The organism is Micromonospora sp. NPDC049230, assembly GCF_040647875.1.
Lineage (GTDB): Bacteria > Actinomycetota > Actinomycetes > Mycobacteriales > Micromonosporaceae > Micromonospora.
The window spans coordinates 62,879-80,751 of sequence record NZ_JBEZCZ010000037.1 but is presented as its reverse complement, the minus strand read 5'-3'; the positions used below and the strand labels follow the sequence as shown (position 1 = coordinate 80,751).

Genomic DNA, 17,873 nt, shown 5'->3' with positions numbered 1-17,873 from the left:
GCTCCTTCGGGGGTAGAACACCCGGGGCGCACCGATCGGGGCAACGGCGACCGCGGGTGTGAGCACCTCGTCCGGCGCTGCACAGACACAAGGGGAAGTCTTGGGGGGTTTCGACGCCTGCGAGCGGGGGGCTCGTGGCGCCGGGGTCCGGGTGTAACGGCCCGGGGGGCCGGGGTCATTCCGGGGGGTGGCCCACCTGCCGGCACCTGCGTGGAGGCGGTCGGGCGGTCGTTCGTGGGGACTGCAACGACCGGGCCCGGGTCGGCATTCCAACCTGCCGCGCCTGCATCCCACACCCTGAGGGTTGGGCGTCGGGCCGGTGGTGCTGCGATCGTCAGGGTGTGTAACGACCCCGACCCGGCCAGGATTCCGGCCCACGGGTGCGACCGGTCACTGGGCAAACCTCGCATAATGCGCGGACCCTAAGCTCGACGTCGAGTCCGAACATCCCCGTACCGGACAAAAGCCCCAAGTCCCTCGTCGTCGCTCGCCTTTCGGGTCGCGCACTCGACTTGATCCTCTCGGGTTCATGAAAATCGGGGTGTCCGAGTGGGCGGGACGCCCCGCTTTCAAGGAACCCGAGTCGATCAAGCCGACGGGTCGACCGCGACGGTGCCGACAGGTCGATCACCTTGGTGTCGGCGGCGGCGGTCGAACAAGCTCTTGTCGGGGGTCGGGGGTCGGGGATCGGGGGTCGGCGGTGGCTTGTGGGATCTGGCCATGCGACACGAAACCGCGCCTCCGGGGAAGGAGGCGCGGTTCGGGAACGTGTGCGGTCAGGGGTCAGGGAACGTGTGCGGTCAGGCGACGTTGCGTTGGGCCGGGACTGTCGACTTGTGTGGGCGGCCCAGTCGGGCTTCCAGCCGTCCGACGTCGACTCGGGCGTGTCGGCGGTCGGCCAGGTCCTCCCAGCCGACGGCGAGCAGTCGGAGTCGCTCCGACTCGCTGAAACCGCCCCATACGCCGTACGGCTCGCGGACGGACAGGGCGTGCGCGGCGCACTCGGCCCGGACCGGGCAGGCGCGGCAGACCGACTTGGCGGACGACTCCCGACGCAGTCGGGAGGAGCCCCGCTCGCCGTCGGGGTGGAAGAACTGGGCGCTGTCCCGGCCTCGGCAGGAACCGAGTCGCTGCCAGTCCCAGAGATCGACGATGGGTCCGGGCAGTCTACGTACGTTCGACATCAGCACCCCTCCTCCCGCGCGGCTCCGCGAGAATCCATATGGCCGGCATCCGGGCGGCGGGCCGCGCAGGCGCACCGTTCCCGGCCTGGACCCCCCGGTACCCGGGCCGTCGTCGCCTCACACTTCTGTGATCGAAAACGTCCTAGAAATTGCGGCTTTTGCCCCAACTGTCGGAAAAGTTCGAAGGATTGCCGGGAACCTCCTCCCCAGCCGACCCCGTCATGGTCTGCTCGTTGGCGGAGAGGAGACCACAGTGCGTACCGTTCTTGTGTGCGTTCGGACACCACTCGCGGCCCAGCACCTTACTTCTGCTGCCGCGCGACTGGGGTTGTCCGCGATCGTTCGTACCGCCGTCTCCGATCCCGAGGTGATGCTGCGGCTCGCCGAGCGACCGGCCGACGTTGTGCTGGCTGATACGGCCCTCACCCGGCCGGACAGCGCCGGCTTCGTCCGTCGGGTGCTGGCCCGTGCGCCGCAGGCCGCGGTGCTGCTGCTCGGCACCGAGGAGTCCGAGGCGGCGGCGGCCACCATCAGCGCCGGGGCCCGGGGTCTCATCCAGAATGTCGACCATGACCTGACCAGTGCGGTGGCGAAGGCGCTGCTGCTGCTCACGGCCCCCGGACGGGCCTCGCGGCAGCGGATCACCGATCCGGCCCGGGATGCCGCGGCGGTGGGCGGTTCGGGTCGCTCCGGGCCGACGCCGCGTGGCTCGGCCGAGCCCGGCTGGACGGGCACGCCCGGCGAGGGGCAGGCGGGTGTGCCGTCGGTGCCGGTGCAGCGGGGTGACGACGAGGCCGAGGCCGCGACCGGTGAATCGACGGCCGACCAGACCGACCCGGCTCGGCCCGGCGCGAACACCCGGCCCACCCGGGCGTCGATCGGGCTCACCGAGCGAGAGCTTCAGGTGCTGCTCGGCATGGCCGAGGGCAAGAGCAACGCGGAGATCGGCCGGGAGTTGTTCGTGTCGGAGGACACCGTCAAGACACACGCCCGCAGGTTGTTCCGCAAGCTTGGCGCTCGCGACCGGGCGCACGCGGTGGCCGCGGGCTTCCGGGCCGGCCTGGTCGCCTGAGGCGCGCAGCCGTCACTCGGTGGCGGTCGGGGCGCCCGGCTCGTCCTCGGTGCCCTCGCTCAGGGTGTCGTGCACCCCGTCCGCGTACCCCCGGGCGTAGTCCCAGGTCACGTAGTGGTCGGGGTCGGGGTCGTACGCGGGCTCGTGCACCCGGGGGCGACCCGAGTTGAGCAGGTGTCGCAGGTTGCCACGGAGCAGGTCCCAGTCGAAGTAGTGCGGCTCCCGGCAGTCCTCACATTCGATCACCAGCCCGCGAACCCCGATCGGGGCCAGCAGAGCCTGGTAGATCTCCAGGTCAGCGAGGTCTTCCAGCACATCCTGCCGCTCGACGTCGGTCAGTGGATCCGGCGTCGCGTCGTCGCCCGGGTCATCCAGATCCGCTGTCGGATCGGCCGGGTCGCCGTTGAACGGGTCGATGGGCTCGTCGTGCACCCCCTCACCGTAGACCCAAGGCGGCGGGGACGTCCGCCCCCCGGGCCTCGCGCCGGCCGGCCCGCCACGGACGAGTCGCCCAGCTCACTGGGTACGATGAGGCGACGTGCCGGCACCGTGGTGCGCTCCGGTGCCCGCCCGCGCCACCTCGCTGAAGCCCATCCGAGCAGCTCAGGGGAGCAATCGTGGAAAATTCGCCCAGCAACGATCTTCCGGCCGGCGTCGAGCACGCCGACCTGGGCGGCCACCTGCCCGAGCTGCCGGCCGGCTCCGCCCGCGTGGTTCCGCTCGGGCTCACCTTCGACGACGTGCTGTTGCAGCCGGGCGAGTCGGACGTGGTGCCCAGCCGGGTCAACACCCGGACGAAGCTCACCCGCAACGTCGAGCTGTCCATTCCGCTGCTGTCCAGCGCGATGGACACGGTGACCGAGGCGCGGATGGCGATCGCCATGGCCCGCCAGGGCGGCATCGGCGTGTTGCACCGCAACCTCTCGCTGGAGGACCAGGCGCTCCAGGTCGACCTGGTCAAGCGTTCCGAGTCCGGCATGATCACCAACCCGGTGACCGCCAGCCCGAACGACACGCTGCGCGAGGTCGACGAGCTGTGTGGGCGCTACCGCATCTCCGGTGTTCCGGTGGTGGACGGCGACGGCCAGTTGGTCGGCATCGTCACCAACCGGGACATGCGGTTCGTCTCCGAGCCGGACACTCCGGTCCGCGAGATCATGACCCACACCCCGCTGATCACCGCCCGGGTCGGTGTGAGCAAGGACGACGCCCTGGCGCTGCTGCGCCAGCACAAGGTCGAGAAGCTGCCGATCGTCGACGACTCGGGCCGGCTGCGTGGCCTGATCACCGTGAAGGACTTCACCAAGAGCGAGCAGTACCCGGACGCCAGCAAGGACGACGCCGGCCGGCTGCGGGTCGCCGCCGCCATCGGCGTGGGCGAGGACGCGTACAAGCGGGCCCGTGCCCTCGTCGACGCGGGCGTGGACGTGCTGATCGTGGACACCGCGCACGGTCACCAGCGGGCCGTGCTGGACATGGTCCGCCGGCTCAAGGCCGACGTCGCCGTCGACATCATGGGCGGCAACGTGGCCACGTACGCCGGCGCGAAGGCGCTTGTCGACGCCGGCGCCGACGGCGTCAAGGTGGGTGTGGGGCCGGGCGCGATCTGCACGACCCGGATCGTCGCCGGGGTCGGCGTGCCGCAGGTTACCGCGATCATGGAGGCGGCTCGGGCCGCCCGCCCGGCCGGCGTGCCGGTGATCGGCGACGGCGGCATCCAATATTCCGGCGACATCGCCAAGGCCCTGGTGGCCGGTGCCGACACGGTGATGCTCGGCAGCCTGCTGGCCGGCTGCGAGGAGAGCCCCGGCGAGCTGATCTTCGTCAACGGCAAGCAGTTCAAGACCTACCGCGGGATGGGCTCGCTCGGCGCGATGCAGTCCCGGGGCCAGGCCAAGTCGTACAGCAAGGACCGCTACTTCCAGCAGGACGTGCTCAGCGACGACAAGCTGGTCCCGGAGGGCGTGGAGGGTCAGGTGCCCTACCGGGGGCCGCTGTCCCGGGTCGCCCACCAGCTGGTCGGCGGGCTGCGGCTGGCCATGGGGTACGCCGGTGCGGAGAACATCCCCGACCTGCACCGCCGGGGCCAGCTCATCCGGATCACCGCGGCCGGGCTGAAGGAGAGCCACCCGCACGACATCCAGATGACCGTCGAGGCGCCCAACTACCACACCCGCTGACCCAACACCCCCAACCACCTGGAGTCCCCCATGCGTGACGTGGTCGAGATCGGGCTGGGCAAGACCGCGCAGCGCGGCTACCACCTGGACGACATCGCCATCGTGCCGAGCCGCCGCACCCGGGACGTCGACGACGTGTCGACCTCCTGGCAGCTCGACGCGTACCCGTTCGGCATTCCGTGCGTCGGCCACCCCTCCGACGCCACAATGAGCCCGGCCTCGGCGGTGCGGCTCGGTCAGCTCGGCGGTCTCGGCGTGCTCAACGTCGAGGGCCTCTGGACCCGCTACGAGAACCCGACGAAGGTGCTGGACGAGCTGGCCGGCCTCGACGAGGAGGCCCGCGCCACCAAGCGGCTCCAGGAGGTGTACGCGGAGCCGATCCGCCCGGACCTGATCGCGGAGCGGGTGCGCGAGCTGCGCGCCGGTGGCAGCACCGTGGCGGTGCGGGTCTCTCCGCAGCACACGCTGGCGCTGGCTCCGGTGATCCTGGACGCCGGGGTGGACATCCTGGTCATCCAGGGCACCATCGTGTCGGCCGAGCACGTGTCGACCACCGACGAGCCGCTGAACCTCAAGGAGTTCATCGCCGACCTCGACCTGCCGGTGATCGTCGGTGGCTGCACCGACTACAAGACGGCTCTGCACCTGATGCGTACCGGCGCGGCCGGCGTGATCGTGGGCATCGGCGGCGACGAGTGGTCGACCACCGAGTCGGTGCTGGGCATCCGGGTGCCGATGGCCACCGCGATCGCCGACGCCGCGGCGGCCCGCCGTGACTACCTCGACGAGACCGGCGGCCGGTACGTGCACCTGATCGCCGACGGTGACATCCAGACGTCTGGTGACATCGCCAAGGCGCTCGGCTGCGGTGCGGACGCGGTGATGCTCGGTGAGCCGCTGTCGCTGTGCGACGAGGCGCCCGCCGGCGGTGCCTGGTGGCACTCGGCGGCGAGCCACCCGTCGCTGCCCCGGGGGGCGTTCGAGGTGGCCGGTGAGCCGCTCGGGTCGATGGAGGAGTTGCTCTTCGGCCCTGCGGACGAGGCCGACGGTCAGCTCAACCTGTTCGGTGGGCTGCGTCGGGCGATGGCCAAGTGCGGCTACCGCGACCTGAAGGAGTTCCAGAAGGTCGGTCTGGTCCTCGACCGCTGACCGATCCGTCAGACGCCGGAAGGCCGGCCCCGCATCGCGCGGGGCCGGCCTTCGGTGCGTTGCGCCGGGAATCCACCAAAGGCCGGTCGCAGGGCCCGCGCCGCTGGCTACGCTCGTCCTGACTCGGGACCCCGCGCGTGAGGAGTCTGCATGGTCCGGACCGGACGGACACCGGCCGGCACCCGGCTCGCCGCCGCGCTGACCTGCGTCCTCGGGCTGGCGTTGGCCGGTTGTACTGGTGCGCGGCCCGACGGCTTCCGACCGGGTGCGGCCGACGCCGGTGACCCGTACGTGCCGGGGCGGGGCAACGGCGGCTACGACGTCTCGCACTACGGCCTGGACGTCCGCTACGACCCGTCGACCGACCGGCTGACCGGCCGGGCCGTCATCACCGCCACGGCCACCCAGGACCTGTCCCGGTTCAATCTGGACCTTTCCGGCCTGGCCGTCAGCGCCGTCCGGGTGGGCGACGCGCGGGCCGAGCACCGCCGCGACGACGGCGAGTTGGTGGTGACCCCGCCCGACGGGCTCCCGCACGGCCAGCAGTTCACGGTGACAGTCGACTACGCGGGCGTGCCCACCGCGGTCGTCGACGGGCCGTTGGGCAGTGGCGGCTTCCTGCACACCGCCGACGGCGCGGTAGCGCTCGGCCAACCCGACTCGGCCGCCACCTGGTTCCCGGTCAACGACCACCCGTCCGACAAGGCCAGCTACGACCTGGCGGTGACCGTCCCGGACGGGCTGGCCGCGCTGAGCAACGGAGTGCCCGGGCCGAAGAGCAGCGCCGACGGTTGGACCACCTGGCGCTGGTCGGAGCGCACCCCGATGGCCAGCTACCTGAGCACGCTGGTGATCGGTGACTACCGGGTGGTGACCGGCACGCACGCCGGCCGGCCGATGGTCACGGCGGTGGCGGCGAGCCTGCCCCCGGCCGGCGGCGCGGCCAGCTCCCTGGCCCGCACCGGTGCGATAGTCGACTTCCTGGCCAGCCGCTTCGGCCCGTACCCGTTCGACTCGTACGGCGGGATCGCCGTCGCCGACCACCGGATCGGGTACGCGCTGGAAACCCAGTCCCGCCCGGTGTACGGGCCCGCCTTCTTTTCCGACGACCGGCCCAACCCGGGCGTCGTCGCACACGAGTTGGCGCACCAGTGGTTCGGCGACAGCGTGTCGGTGGGCAGGTGGAGTGACATCTGGCTGAACGAGGGCTTCGCCAGCTACGCCGAGTGGCTGTGGGAGGAACACGACGGCGGTCGTACCGCCCAACGCAACTTCGAGCTCCAGTACGCGGCCACCGACTGGTCGCAGCCGTCGGTCGAGCCGGGGCGGGAAGGGATGTTCGGCGCGGCCGTCTACAAGCGCGGCGCGCTCGCCGTGCACGCGTTGCGACGGACAGTCGGCGACGACACGTTCTTCCGTATCCTGCGTACCTGGACCACCGAGCGCGCGGCGGCCAACGCGACCACCGCGGACCTTGTCGCACTGGCCGAGCGGGTGGCGGGTCGGCAGCTCCGGCCGCTCTTCGACGCCTGGTTGGTGGGCGGGTCGGCGCCCACACTGCCGTGACGGCGCCGTGCCGGCCTGTCGATATGCTGCCGCCCGGGGACGGCGGGTGCAGGCCCGCTCGCGGCGAGCGGCGTAGGCCGGCACGGGGAAGGTGTGGGATGCGGGTGACGCGGCGCGGGCTGCGGGTGGGCGGGGCTCTGCTGGTGACCGGGGCACTCGTCCTGTCCGGATGCGACTCGACGGGCACCGAGGCGGCACCGTCGCCGAGCACGTCCCCCACGCCGTCGCGGACGTTCGCCGCGGGCACGCCCGGGGCCGGCGACGCCTACTTCCCGAGCTACGGCAACGGCGGCTACGACGTCTCCCGGTACGCGGTCAAGGTGCGCTACGACCCCGCGAAGGACCACCTCACCGGTACGACCACAGTGCAGGCCACCGCGACGGCCGACCTGTCGACGTTCAACCTCGACCTGGCCGGCCTGACGGTCACCGCGGTCACCGTGGACGGCGTGCCGGCAACCCACCGCCGGGACCGCAACGAGCTGGTGATCAAGCCGGCCTCCGGCCTGGTCAACGGCAACGGGTTCGTCGCGGAGATCGCCTACGAGGGCGTGCCGAAGCCGCTGAGGAACGAGACCCTCGGCGAGGGCGGGTTCCTGCACACCGCCGACGGTGCCATCGCCCTCGGGCAGCCCGAGTCGGCAAGCACCTGGTACCCGGTCAACGACCACCCGTCCGACAAGGCGACGTACGACTTCGAGGTGACCGTTCCCGACGGTCTCACCGCGGTCAGCAACGGCGTACCCGGCGGTAAGGCCAGCAAGGACGGTTGGACCACCTGGAAGTGGTCGGAGAGGTCGCCGATGGCCAGCTATCTGAGCACGCTGGTGATCGGCGAGTTCCGGATCACCACTGCCACGCACCGGGGCAAGCCGGTCTACAACGCTGTCGCGATCGCGGCCAACGGTTCCGCGGACTCGTCGATCGCCGAGACCACAAAGGTCGCCGACTACCTGGAGACGGTGTTCGGGCCGTACCCGTTCGACGCGTACGGCGGTGTGGTGATCTCCGACAGCCGGATCTCCTACGCCCTGGAGACGCAGAGCCGCCCGGTCTACTCGGCGGGTTTCTTCCGGCAGGGCGGGAACACCGCGGTGGTCGCCCACGAGCTGGCGCACCAGTGGTTCGGGGACAGCGTCTCCCTGGGCAAGTGGGAGGACATCTGGCTCAACGAGGGCTTCGCGACGTACGCGGAGTGGCTGTGGACCGAGCACATCGGGAACTCGACAGCCAAGCAGGCGTTCGACAGCCGGTACGCCGGGGCGTCCGCGAAGGTGTGGAAGACGCCGCCGGGCAAGCCGGGGGTGAAGGAGCTGTTCAGCGAGTCGGTCTACCAGCGCGGCGCGATGACGCTGCACGCCCTGCGGGTGGCCGTCGGTGACAAGGCGTTCTTCCAGATCGTCAGGGCCTGGGCGGCGGAGAAGCGCAACGGCACCGCCACCACTGCCGAGTTCGTGGCCCTCGCCGAGCGCGTCTCCGGCAAACAGCTCGACGCGCTCTTCGACGCCTGGCTCTACGGCACCCAGCGGCCCGCTCTGCCCAAGCGGCTCTGACCGGGGTCAGTTCTTGACGACAAGGGTGGGGTGGGCCGCCAGGTAGGCGTCGGCGCGACCGGCGCGGAGTGCGGTGAGGAACTGCTGGCCGTCCTTGGTCAGCTGTTCGCCGCGGTAGGCGCTGCCCTTGCCGACACCGGAACCGGGCAGGCCGACGAGCGTGAAACGGTCCTGCCGCACCCCACCCAGGGCGTACGCGAAGTCGACGATCCGAGGCCCACCCGCGTACACGAGGGTGTCGCCGAGCGCGGCGACCACCTGGTCGACCCGCTCCGGTTGCCGGGCCAGGCCCTCGTCCAGGATCTTGCGGGTCAGTGCCCGGACCAGCTGCTGCTGGTGGCGCTGCCGGGCGTAGTCGCCGCCGGTGATGTAGCGCTGCCGCGCGTAGTCGAGCGCCTGCCAGCCGTTGAGGTGCTGGTTGCCCTTCTCGTAGACCTGCTGCGGCCCCGTGTATCCGCCGGGTGCGCTCTGCCGGTACTTGCCGTCCGGTCGGCGGTGCAGCGAGGCGACCCGCTGGTCGACGTAGATGTCCACCCCGCCCAGCGCGTTGACCAGCCGGTCGAACCCGTTGAACGTGAGCACCGCGCCGGCGTCGATGCGCAGCCCGGTGTAGCCGCTGACCGTGCTGCGCAGCAGTTCGTACCCCTGGGCGGTGCTTGGTTGTTTGGGTTTGCCCGGCACCCGGCTGCCGAAGCTCATGGCGTGCGTGAGCTTGGTCTTGCCGCCCTTGTAGCCGGCCTTCGGGAACGCCGGGATGTCCACGAGCAGGTCGCGGGGGAGCGAGAAGAGGTACGCCTGACCCAGACCCTTGGGTACGTGCAGCACCAGCACGGCATCCCCGTGCGGCTCCCACCCGGGCACGCTGACCCGGGTGTCCACCCCGACCAGCAGCAGGTTGAGCGGGCCGGTGATGCCCGCGCCCGGCGGTGGGCCGCTCGGACTGGGGGTGGGCGTGCCCAGTGGCGACGGGGTCGGCGAGCCGGCCACCGGAGCCTCGGGTTTGCTGTCGCCGGTCAGTCGGGTGATCACCACCGCGCCGCCCGCGATCAACGCGACGGCGGCGAGAGCCGCCAGGCCCAGCAGCAACCACCGTCGGCGCGGTGCCATCGACCCGAGGATCATCTTGGATTCCTTCCACCCGTCGGGGGAACAACGCTCCGACAGGTACTCCGGGTTGCGGCCCAGGAGGTGTCGGGTCGGTTGGCCGGTGCATGATCGCGCAAAAAGTGCCGCTGGCGCGACTGCTACTGGCGGGTAATGATGCGTTCATGCGGTACGACGTGGTCGTCATCGGGTCCGGCTTCGGCGGCAGTGTCACAGCGCTGCGACTGGCCGAGAAGGGCTACTCCGTCGCCGTGCTGGAAGCCGGCCGGCGCTTCGCCGACGACGAGTTCCCGCAGACGTCGTGGCGGGCACGCCGTTTCCTCTGGGCGCCGAGGTTGGGCTGCTACGGCATTCAGCGGCTCACCCTGCTCCGCCCGGCCGACAGACGTTCCGGCGGTGGGGTGCTGGTGCTGTCCGGTGCCGGGGTGGGTGGCGGTTCGCTCGTCTACGCGAACACCCTCTACGAGCCGCTGCCGGCCTTCTACACCGACCCGCAGTGGCGGGACATCACCGACTGGCGTGCCGAGCTGGCCCGGCACTTCGACCAGGCGAAGCGGATGCTCGGCGTCACCACGTACCCCCTGGACACCGGCGCGGACCGCGCCATGCGCGCGGTGGCCGAGCGGATGGGGGTGGGGCACACCTTCCACGCCACGCCTGTCGGTGTCCACATCGGCCGCCCCGGCCAGCGGGTCGCCGATCCGTACTTCGGCGGTGCCGGCCCGGACCGCACCGGCTGCCTGCACTGCGGCTCGTGCATGACCGGCTGCCGGCACGGGGCGAAGAACACGCTCGTCAAGAACTACCTCTGGCTGGCGGAGCGGCTCGGGGTCACGGTGCGCCCGCTGACCACTGTGACCGCCGTCCGGCCGGCCGGCGACGGCGGGTACGAGGTGCGCACCGAGCGCACGGGCGCCTGGCTGCGCAGGCGGCGGCAGGTGATCCACGCCGACCAGGTGGTCTTCGCCGCCGGTGCGCTCGGCACCCAGCGGCTGCTGCACCGGATGCGGGCCGACGACGTGCTGACCGGGCTCTCGCCCCGCCTCGGCGAGCTGACCCGGACCAACTCGGAGGCGATCCTGGCCGCCTCGGTGTCCCGCCAGCGGGCCCGGTCCGAGCGTCTGGACTACACCGAGGGGGTGGCCATCACCAGCTCGTTCCACCCCGACCCGCAGACCCACGTCGAGCCGGTCCGCTACGGGAGGGGCTCCAACGCGATGGGGCTGCTCCAGTCGCTGCTCGTCGACGGCGGTCCGCACCGGGTGCGGCGCTGGCTGGGCAGCATGGCGCGGCAACCGGGGCTGGTCGCCCGGATGCTGCCCGTGCGCGGCTGGTCGGAACGGACCGTGATCGCCCTGGTGATGCAGTCGGTCGACAACTCGCTGACCACCAGGTGGCGGCGCGGCGCGCTCGGCCGCAGGCTGGTCACCGGGCCGGGGCACGGCACGCCGAGCCCGACCTGGATCCCGGCCGGCCACACCGCCGCCCGACTGCTCGCCGACGAGATCGGCGGCACTCCCGGCGGCCCGCTCACCGAGCCGTTCGACATCCCGATGACCGCACACATCCTGGGCGGGGCGGTGATCGGGGCGACCCCGGCCGACGGGGTGATCGACCCCTGGCACCGGGTGTACGGGCACCCGGGGCTGCACGTGGTCGACGGCGCGGCGGTCTCGGCCAACCTCGGCGTGAACCCCTCGTTGACGATCACCGCCCAGGCGGAACGGGCGGTGTCCTTCTGGCCCAACAGGGGCGAGGAAGACCCCAGACCGCCCCTGGGCACCCCGTACCGCCGGCTGTCCCCCGTACCCCCGAAAAACCCGGCGGTCCCGGCGCACGCCCCGGGCGCGCTCCGCCCGTAACACTCGGTAGGCTTTGCGCACATGAGCCTGCCTCGCCCCGTCCTCGTGGTGGACTTCGGAGCCCAGTACGCCCAGCTCATCGCGCGCCGGGTCCGCGAGGCGAAGGTCTACTCCGAGATCGTGCCGCACTCGATGCCGATCGCCGAGATGCTGGCGAAGAACCCCGCCGCGATCATCCTCTCCGGTGGCCCGTCCAGCGTCTACGCGCCGGACGCGCCGCAGATCGACGCGGGCGTGTTCACCGCCGACGTGCCGGTCTTCGGCATCTGCTACGGCTTCCAGGCGATGGCCCAGGCGCTCGGCGGCACCGTCGCGAGGACCGGCAACCGGGAGTACGGTGGCACGCCGCTGCGCCCCCGCCTGCTCGATCCCGGTGTGCTGCTGCGCGACCTGCCGGCGGACCTGCCGGTCTGGATGAGCCACGGCGACGCCGTGACCGAGGCGCCCGAGGGCTTCACGGTGACCGCCGAGTCGGCGGGCGCTCCGGTGGCCGCCTTCGAGGACCTGGCCGGGCGTCGGGCCGGTGTGCAGTTCCACCCGGAGGTGGGCCACACCTCGCACGGTCAGGAGATGCTGACCCGCTTCCTGTACGACATCGCCGGCATCGAGCCGACCTGGACGCCCGAGAACATCATCGACGAGCAGGTTGCCCGGATCCGCGCCCAGGTCGGCGACAAGGAGGTCATCTGCGGCCTGTCCGGCGGGGTGGACTCGGCCGTCGCCGCCGCCCTCGTGCACAAGGCCGTCGGCGACCAGCTCACCTGCGTCTTCGTCGATCACGGCCTGCTGCGTGCCGGCGAGGCCGAGCAGGTGGAGAAGGACTACGTCGCCGCCACCGGCATCAAGCTGAAGGTCGTCGACGCGGCCGACCGGTTCCTCGGCGCGTTGGCCGGGGTGACCGACCCGGAGCAGAAGCGCAAGATCATTGGCCGGGAGTTCATCCGGGTCTTCGAGGCCGCGGCCCGCGAGATCGCCTCGCACGGCGATGTGGAGTTCCTGGTCCAGGGCACCCTCTACCCGGACGTGGTGGAGTCCGGCGGCGGCACCGGCACCGCCAACATCAAGAGCCACCACAACGTCGGCGGCCTGCCGGAAGACCTGAAGTTCGCCCTGGTCGAGCCGCTGCGCACCCTGTTCAAGGACGAGGTCCGCGCGCTCGGCCTGGAGCTGGGCCTGCCCGAGGCGATGGTCTGGCGGCACCCCTTCCCCGGCCCCGGCCTGGCCATCCGGATCATCGGCGCGGTCGACCAGCAGCGCCTCGACCTGCTGCGCGAGGCCGACCTGATCGCCCGCGAGGAGCTGACCGCCGCCGGCCTGGACCGGGGCGTCTGGCAGTTCCCGGTGGTGCTGCTCGCCGACGTGCGCAGCGTCGGTGTGCAGGGAGACGGGCGCAGCTACGGGCACCCCGTGGTGCTGCGTCCCGTCTCCAGTGAGGACGCCATGACCGCCGACTGGTCACGACTGCCCTACGAGGTGGTGGCCCGGATCTCCACCCGGATCACCAACGAGGTGGCCGAGGTCAACCGGGTGGTGCTGGACGTGACGAGCAAGCCACCGGGCACCATCGAGTGGGAGTGACCGCCGCTCACGCGGCCGGCGGTGGGCTGCTGTCCTGCGGGTGGCTCGGCGGGCTCGGCGGCGCGTCGAACGGGGTCGTCGGCGGGTAGGGCGGCGTCGGGGCGTACCCCGGCGTCGGCCCGCCCGGCGCGGGCCCGGTGGCCGGCGGCGGACCCGCCTGCGGCGCGACGCCCGCCGCGTGCGGCCAGGCCGGCGCGCTGCTGGGCTCCTCGGGCATCAGGAACCACATGATCGGGTACGCGAGCAGCGCGAGCCCGCCGGTGAGCAGGCCGGTGACCGCGAAGGCCACCCGGACCAGTGTGGGGTCGACGGCGAAGTAGCGGCCGACGCCGCTCGCGACCCCGGCCACCATGCGGTCGGTGGTGGGTCGACGGAGCTGCTTGTACGGGGCGTGGGGAGCGGTGGTCGATGTCATGACTCCACGGTCCGCGCCGGTGCCCGCCCCGCCCTCGGTGACCGCCCGGATCCTTACCCTGACCAATCCCTGATCGCGGTCAGACAGTCAGGAATCCGACTCTTTTCCGTCCCGGTAACCCGGCCGGGGGAGAATTTGCTTTCGTGACCACCTTGCTGGAGCCGCTCCGCAGGATCGCGGCATACGCAGTCTGTGCTGATTCGACAGGCCGAGTCCTGCTGGTTCGCGCCTCGGAGCGCTCCGGCACCCCCGGCACGTGGTCCCTGCCCGGCGGGGCGGTCGACCACGGCGAGGACCCGAACCACACGGTCGTCCGCGAAACCGCCGCCGAGACCGGCCTCTCGGTCGCCGTCTCGGGCCTGGCCGACGTCCTCGCCGACATGCGGGCGCTGCCGGAGCGCGGCATCACCATCCACACCGACCGGCTGATCTACCGGGTGGCGGTCCGCGGCGGCACGCTTGCCGACCGGGTTGGCGAGCGCCCCACCGACCTGGCCCGCTGGTACACCCTCGACGAGGCGCGCGAGCTGCCGCTGCGCTCGTTCACCGCACGTGCCCTCGGGCTGCCCGCGTCCTCCGCCGACGTGGTGCCCGACGAGGCACCCGAATTCCCCTCCTTCTACGCGGTGCCCGGCCCCGACGGGCTGCACCGGGCGCAGCGCTTCGCCGCGTACGCGGTGTGCACCGACCCGGCTGGTCGAGTGCTGCTCACCAGGGTTTCCGACGGCTACCCGGGCGCCGGCTGCTGGCACCTGCCCGGCGGCGGCACCGACTACGGCGAGCAGCCCGGCGCGGCGCTGATCCGCGAGTTGGTCGAGGAGACCGGGCAGACCGGCCGCCTGGTCGAGCTGCTCGGCGTGGCCAGCCACCGGGACGCCGCATCGCTCGGCCCCGAGGGCTACCCGATCGACTGGCACGGGGTGCGTGCCTTCTACCGGGTCGTGGTCGACCAGCCCAACCCACTGACCGTGGCCGACGTCGGTGGCTCCACCTGCGAAGCCCGCTGGTTCGCCCGGGAGGAGCTCGGCGCTCTCCCCACCCACCACCTCACCGAGGTAACTGCCGAAGCGGTCCAGGCCGCCCAGCTCACCTGACCCGCCGGCCCGTTCCGCGGGGTCGCACGGCCGGTGGCTCGGGCGGTGTGTGTGCTGGGTGGGCGCGCAGCCGGTGGGGTTCAGCCGGTGGGGTGTGCTGGGCTGGCGCGTGGCCGGTGGGGTGTGCTGGGTGGGCGCGCAGCCGGTGGGCGCGCGGCCGGTGGGGTGTGCTGGGCGGGCCCTTGGCTGGGCGGGCGGCCGACCGGTGGGCTGTGCTGGGTGGGCGGTTGGCCGGCGGTCTGTGCTGAGCGGGCGGCTGGCCGGTGTTGTTGCGTGGTGGGCAGGCGGTTGGCCGGCGGTGGTGCGTGCTGGCGGGAAGTCTCCGGCGCAGGCGCTGGCGCTGGCGCTCGCTGCGAGCAGCGCATCTGGCCAGGGTGTCGGGCGTCGGGTGTCGGGGTGCCGGTTGTTCGGCGGCTGTCCGGACCTCCAAGGAGTGCAGGTCGCCGAGGAGTCCCGAGAACCGGTACGGGCCGGATGATCGACTCCGTTTTACTGATGTCGCGGTGTCCCAACGCCCCGGATGCCCCGACATTCATGAACCCGAGTCGATCATCACGAGACCAGCCTCCTGTGCCCCAGCCGCCCAGACGCAGAGCGAACCTAACGGCCAAAACGGACGCCCTTCGCGCGGATCTTCGGACTTCCTGCGTCGATCATGAAGTTATTGTCAGGACACGCCGAGCTGGACGGCAATAACCTCATGATCGACGGGCGGGTTGGCCGGGCGGGTTGGCCTGGGCGGGTTGGTGGGGGAGTGGAGTTGGTGGGGATGGACCTTCTGCGGCGGGTTGGCGTTTATGGCATTTTGTGGGATTTGGGCCGGGTTCTGGTGGTCCGGGACGGGGTCGAAGGTGAGTTCCCGGGGATGTGGCGGCTGCCCGGTGGTGCTGTGGCGCACGCCGAGCACCCGGAGCACGCCATGGTCCGTGTGCTCGCCGAACAGGCTGGCTTGACCGTGGCGGTCGGCCGGCTCCGGGCGGTGGTCGCCGACGTGGTCACCTACCCGGAGGACGCCGTCGCGCTGCACACCGACCGGCTGCTTTTCGAGCTTGCCGCACCGGACGGCGGTGCGCCGGGCGGCGGTGCGCCGGGCGGCGGTGCGCCGGGCGGCGGTGCGCCGGGCGGCGGTGCGCCGGGCGGCGGTGCGCCGGGTGACTGTGCACCGCACGACGGCCTACTGCGCGACGGCGCCGGGGGCGGCTCGGTCGACGAGGTCCGCTGGCTCACCATCGAGGAGGCGGGGCGGGTGCCGCTGACACCGTTCACCGCCGGGGTGCTCGGCCTGCCGGTCACCCCGCTGCCGCCCGGTACGAGTCGGTCGGCTGAGTCGTTTCCGCCGGCGCATCCCGACCGTAGGTTGCGCTTCGGGGCGTACGGGCTGGTCACCGATCCGGCTGGGCGGATCCTGTTGACCGAGATCGCGGCCGGGTATCCCGGGGCTGGCCTGTGGCACCTGCCCGGCGGTGGGACCGACCACGGCGAGCAGCCGGCCACCGGTCTGCTCCGGGAGTTGGTCGAGGAGGGCGGCCAGCGGGGTCGGGTGGGGGAGATCCTCGGTGTGGACAACCTGCACAATCCTGCCGCGCTCGGCCCGGAGGGCCGTCCTCTGGACTGGCATGGCGTACGGGTGATCTATCGGGTGCTGGTGGACGTACCCACTGATGCGGTGGTCACCGAGTCCGCCGGAGGCTCGACGGCTCGGGCCGGGTGGTTCACCCGCGAGCAGGCTCTCGACCTGCCGTTGAGTGATATCGCTGCCTCGGCAATCGGACAGGGTGGCCGATAGCACTCCGCTCGATGAGCCGAGTTGGTGACCCTCCGGTACAGTCAAAGGCGGGAATGATGGAGGAAAAGGGCGATGAAGCCCGGGATGGGAATAAGCGAGCGGTTCGAGCGGTTTAGACCAGTTGTAAGCCCCGCCGGCAGCTATCGCCAAGCCATGTCCCCCTATGCGATGGTGTACTCCGCGCAAAACGGCTGCCGGGCCACGCACGGTCCGGCACTAGACAGCCGGACACCCGCCCCGCGGCGGCCAGCCGATCCGGTGATGGAGGAAACGTGCCGAGAGCCCCATGGCGCCGGCGTCGTACTACTGACAGTCCGCGCCCCGCAGGGCGTCGCTGGGCGGGCCCGTTGCGCCGCAGCAGCACATTCGCCCGCCAGGTGCTGTTGGTCCGCGTCGGTCGCCGCGACGGCGACCTGCACGCGACCAACATGACCCCGACCGAGCATCGGTACGCCGACCGGCAGCGTCGCCGCTACGGCCTGGACCGGCTGAGCCGTCCGGCTCTGGGCGTCGGTCGCGCCGAGATCGAGGCGATCATGCCGATCAGCCCGGCGATGCCGCCCATGACGCCCGTCGACGATGCCTCGTCGCGGTCGATCCCGCTGCTTCCCGGCGAGCGCACCGTCGCCCGCCGGGTGAAGTTCGGTCTGGTCAACGCCTGCACGCTGGCCAGCCTGATGTTGGGCATGCTGGCCATCTTCCTGGCCATGCAGGGCGAGGTTCGCATTGCCGCGCTCTGTCTGATCGCCTGCGTCGGCTTCGATGGTCTGGACGGCGCACTGGCCCGCCGACTGGGCGTGGCGAGCCCGTTCGGCGCGCAGATGGACTCCCTTGCCGACATGTGCTCGTTCGGCCTCGCCGCACCGGTGGTGGTCTACGCCTCGCTCGCCGGCTCCGTCTCCACGGCCGCGGCGGCGGTGGCGTGCGCCCTGGTCGCGGCGTGCGCCGCGATTCGACTGGCCCGCTTCAACGTCTCGCCGAAGGACGGCCGTTTCTTCTGCGGCGTGCCCACCACGATGGCGGCGGCGGTGCTCGCCGTGACGGTGGCGATCGGCCTGCCGGTGCCCGGTGCCGTGCTGGTCGCCGGGGTCGCGCTGCTCGCCTTCGCGATGGTTTCCAGCTTCCCGTACGCCAAGCTCGCCCGCCTGGTGAAGCTGCCGCCGTGGCTGTGGCTGGCCCCGGTGATCGGCGCGCTCATCGACATCCGGCTCACGTTCGCGCTGATCGTGGTGGGTTACCTGGTCAGCGGGCCGGTGCTCTGGCTGCGGCAGCGTCGTACCGCCTGATTTTCGGGATAAAGAACGGGGCGCCGCGGACAGCGGCGCCCCGT

General features: G+C 71.8%; 14 protein-coding genes. 10 read left to right on the top strand and 4 right to left on the bottom strand.

Annotated elements, in window-relative coordinates; genetic code table 11:
* Nucleotides 1–800 precede the first annotated feature (800 nt).
* A complete protein-coding gene (locus tag AB0A95_RS26540; RefSeq protein WP_357558457.1) occupies nucleotides 801–1,184 on the bottom strand; it encodes a WhiB family transcriptional regulator in 384 nt (127 codons plus the stop codon).
* Nucleotides 1,185–1,437: 253 nt separating this feature from the next.
* Between AB0A95_RS26540 and AB0A95_RS26535 the strand changes: the two genes are divergently transcribed.
* Nucleotides 1,438–2,256, top strand: coding sequence for a response regulator transcription factor (locus AB0A95_RS26535; protein ID WP_357558456.1), 819 nt, complete (start codon nucleotides 1,438–1,440; stop codon nucleotides 2,254–2,256).
* 12 nt (nucleotides 2,257–2,268) lie between these two features.
* Here the strand turns inward: AB0A95_RS26535 and AB0A95_RS26530 are convergent, their stop codons facing one another.
* The gene (locus AB0A95_RS26530; RefSeq protein WP_357558455.1) at nucleotides 2,269–2,688 is read right to left on the bottom strand and encodes a DUF5319 domain-containing protein; all 420 of its coding nucleotides are present in this window, start codon (nucleotides 2,686–2,688) and stop codon (nucleotides 2,269–2,271) included.
* A 185-nt stretch (nucleotides 2,689–2,873) separates the two neighbouring features.
* Here AB0A95_RS26530 and guaB point away from each other — a divergent pair, with 185 nt between their 5' ends.
* The 4 genes from guaB (at nucleotide 2,874) to AB0A95_RS26510 (ending at nucleotide 8,704) form a co-directional block, all read left to right on the top strand.
* Nucleotides 2,874–4,436: an IMP dehydrogenase gene (gene guaB, locus AB0A95_RS26525; RefSeq protein WP_357067613.1), complete on the top strand. Its 1,563-nt coding sequence runs from the start codon at nucleotides 2,874–2,876 to the stop codon at nucleotides 4,434–4,436.
* A 30-nt stretch (nucleotides 4,437–4,466) separates the two neighbouring features.
* Entirely contained in the window at nucleotides 4,467–5,585 is a 1,119-nt protein-coding gene (locus AB0A95_RS26520) for a GuaB3 family IMP dehydrogenase-related protein (protein WP_357067615.1), read from the top strand.
* Nucleotides 5,586–5,735: 150 nt separating this feature from the next.
* On the top strand, nucleotides 5,736–7,151 hold the full coding sequence (locus tag AB0A95_RS26515; protein ID WP_357558454.1) for a M1 family metallopeptidase: 1,416 nt from the start codon (nucleotides 5,736–5,738) through the stop codon (nucleotides 7,149–7,151).
* Between the two features lie 98 nt (nucleotides 7,152–7,249).
* On the top strand, nucleotides 7,250–8,704 hold the full coding sequence (locus AB0A95_RS26510) for a M1 family metallopeptidase (protein WP_357558453.1): 1,455 nt from the start codon (nucleotides 7,250–7,252) through the stop codon (nucleotides 8,702–8,704).
* A 6-nt stretch (nucleotides 8,705–8,710) separates the two neighbouring features.
* Here the strand turns inward: AB0A95_RS26510 and AB0A95_RS26505 are convergent, their stop codons facing one another.
* Nucleotides 8,711–9,826 carry an LCP family protein gene (locus AB0A95_RS26505; protein ID WP_357558452.1) on the bottom strand — a complete coding sequence of 372 codons (1,116 nt, stop codon included), beginning with the start codon at nucleotides 9,824–9,826 and terminating at the stop codon, nucleotides 8,711–8,713.
* A gap of 146 nt (nucleotides 9,827–9,972) precedes the next feature.
* On the opposite strand from AB0A95_RS26505, the gene AB0A95_RS26500 reads away from it, so the two are divergent.
* On the top strand, nucleotides 9,973–11,670 hold the full coding sequence (locus tag AB0A95_RS26500; protein ID WP_357558451.1) for a GMC family oxidoreductase: 1,698 nt from the start codon (nucleotides 9,973–9,975) through the stop codon (nucleotides 11,668–11,670).
* Nucleotides 11,671–11,691: 21 nt separating this feature from the next.
* The gene (guaA, locus tag AB0A95_RS26495) at nucleotides 11,692–13,248 is read left to right on the top strand and encodes a glutamine-hydrolyzing GMP synthase (RefSeq protein WP_357558450.1); all 1,557 of its coding nucleotides are present in this window, start codon (nucleotides 11,692–11,694) and stop codon (nucleotides 13,246–13,248) included.
* Nucleotides 13,249–13,255: 7 nt separating this feature from the next.
* On the opposite strand, the gene AB0A95_RS26490 is transcribed toward guaA, so the two are convergent.
* Nucleotides 13,256–13,663 carry a PspC domain-containing protein gene (locus tag AB0A95_RS26490; RefSeq protein WP_357558449.1) on the bottom strand — a complete coding sequence of 136 codons (408 nt, stop codon included), beginning with the start codon at nucleotides 13,661–13,663 and terminating at the stop codon, nucleotides 13,256–13,258.
* A gap of 143 nt (nucleotides 13,664–13,806) precedes the next feature.
* Between AB0A95_RS26490 and AB0A95_RS26485 the strand changes: the two genes are divergently transcribed.
* The 3 genes from AB0A95_RS26485 to AB0A95_RS26475 all read left to right on the top strand — a co-directional run bounded on the left by AB0A95_RS26485 (nucleotide 13,807) and on the right by AB0A95_RS26475 (nucleotide 17,829).
* Entirely contained in the window at nucleotides 13,807–14,757 is a 951-nt protein-coding gene (locus AB0A95_RS26485) for an NUDIX domain-containing protein (RefSeq protein WP_355032446.1), read from the top strand.
* Between the two features lie 769 nt (nucleotides 14,758–15,526).
* Nucleotides 15,527–16,543, top strand: a complete 1,017-nt coding sequence (locus AB0A95_RS26480; protein ID WP_357558448.1) for an NUDIX domain-containing protein — start codon at nucleotides 15,527–15,529, stop codon at nucleotides 16,541–16,543.
* A gap of 347 nt (nucleotides 16,544–16,890) precedes the next feature.
* Entirely contained in the window at nucleotides 16,891–17,829 is a 939-nt protein-coding gene (locus AB0A95_RS26475; protein ID WP_357558447.1) for a CDP-alcohol phosphatidyltransferase family protein, read from the top strand.
* Nucleotides 17,830–17,873 lie beyond the last annotated feature (44 nt).

What these genes read in the sequence shown, in the direction of transcription:
- AB0A95_RS26540 (WP_357558457.1), bottom strand. Translation starts at nt 1,184, where the DNA reads ATGTCGAACGTACGTAGACTGCCCGGACCCATCGTCGATCTCTGGGAC.
- AB0A95_RS26520 (WP_357067615.1), top strand. Translation starts at nt 4,467, where the DNA reads ATGCGTGACGTGGTCGAGATCGGGCTGGGCAAGACCGCGCAGCGCGGC.
- AB0A95_RS26515 (WP_357558454.1), top strand. Translation starts at nt 5,736, where the DNA reads ATGGTCCGGACCGGACGGACACCGGCCGGCACCCGGCTCGCCGCCGCG.
- AB0A95_RS26510 (WP_357558453.1), top strand. Translation starts at nt 7,250, where the DNA reads ATGCGGGTGACGCGGCGCGGGCTGCGGGTGGGCGGGGCTCTGCTGGTG.
- AB0A95_RS26505 (WP_357558452.1), bottom strand. Translation starts at nt 9,826, where the DNA reads ATGATCCTCGGGTCGATGGCACCGCGCCGACGGTGGTTGCTGCTGGGC.
- AB0A95_RS26500 (WP_357558451.1), top strand. Translation starts at nt 9,973, where the DNA reads ATGCGGTACGACGTGGTCGTCATCGGGTCCGGCTTCGGCGGCAGTGTC.
- guaA (WP_357558450.1), top strand. Translation starts at nt 11,692, where the DNA reads ATGAGCCTGCCTCGCCCCGTCCTCGTGGTGGACTTCGGAGCCCAGTAC.
- AB0A95_RS26490 (WP_357558449.1), bottom strand. Translation starts at nt 13,663, where the DNA reads ATGACATCGACCACCGCTCCCCACGCCCCGTACAAGCAGCTCCGTCGA.
- AB0A95_RS26480 (WP_357558448.1), top strand. Translation starts at nt 15,527, where the DNA reads ATGGACCTTCTGCGGCGGGTTGGCGTTTATGGCATTTTGTGGGATTTG.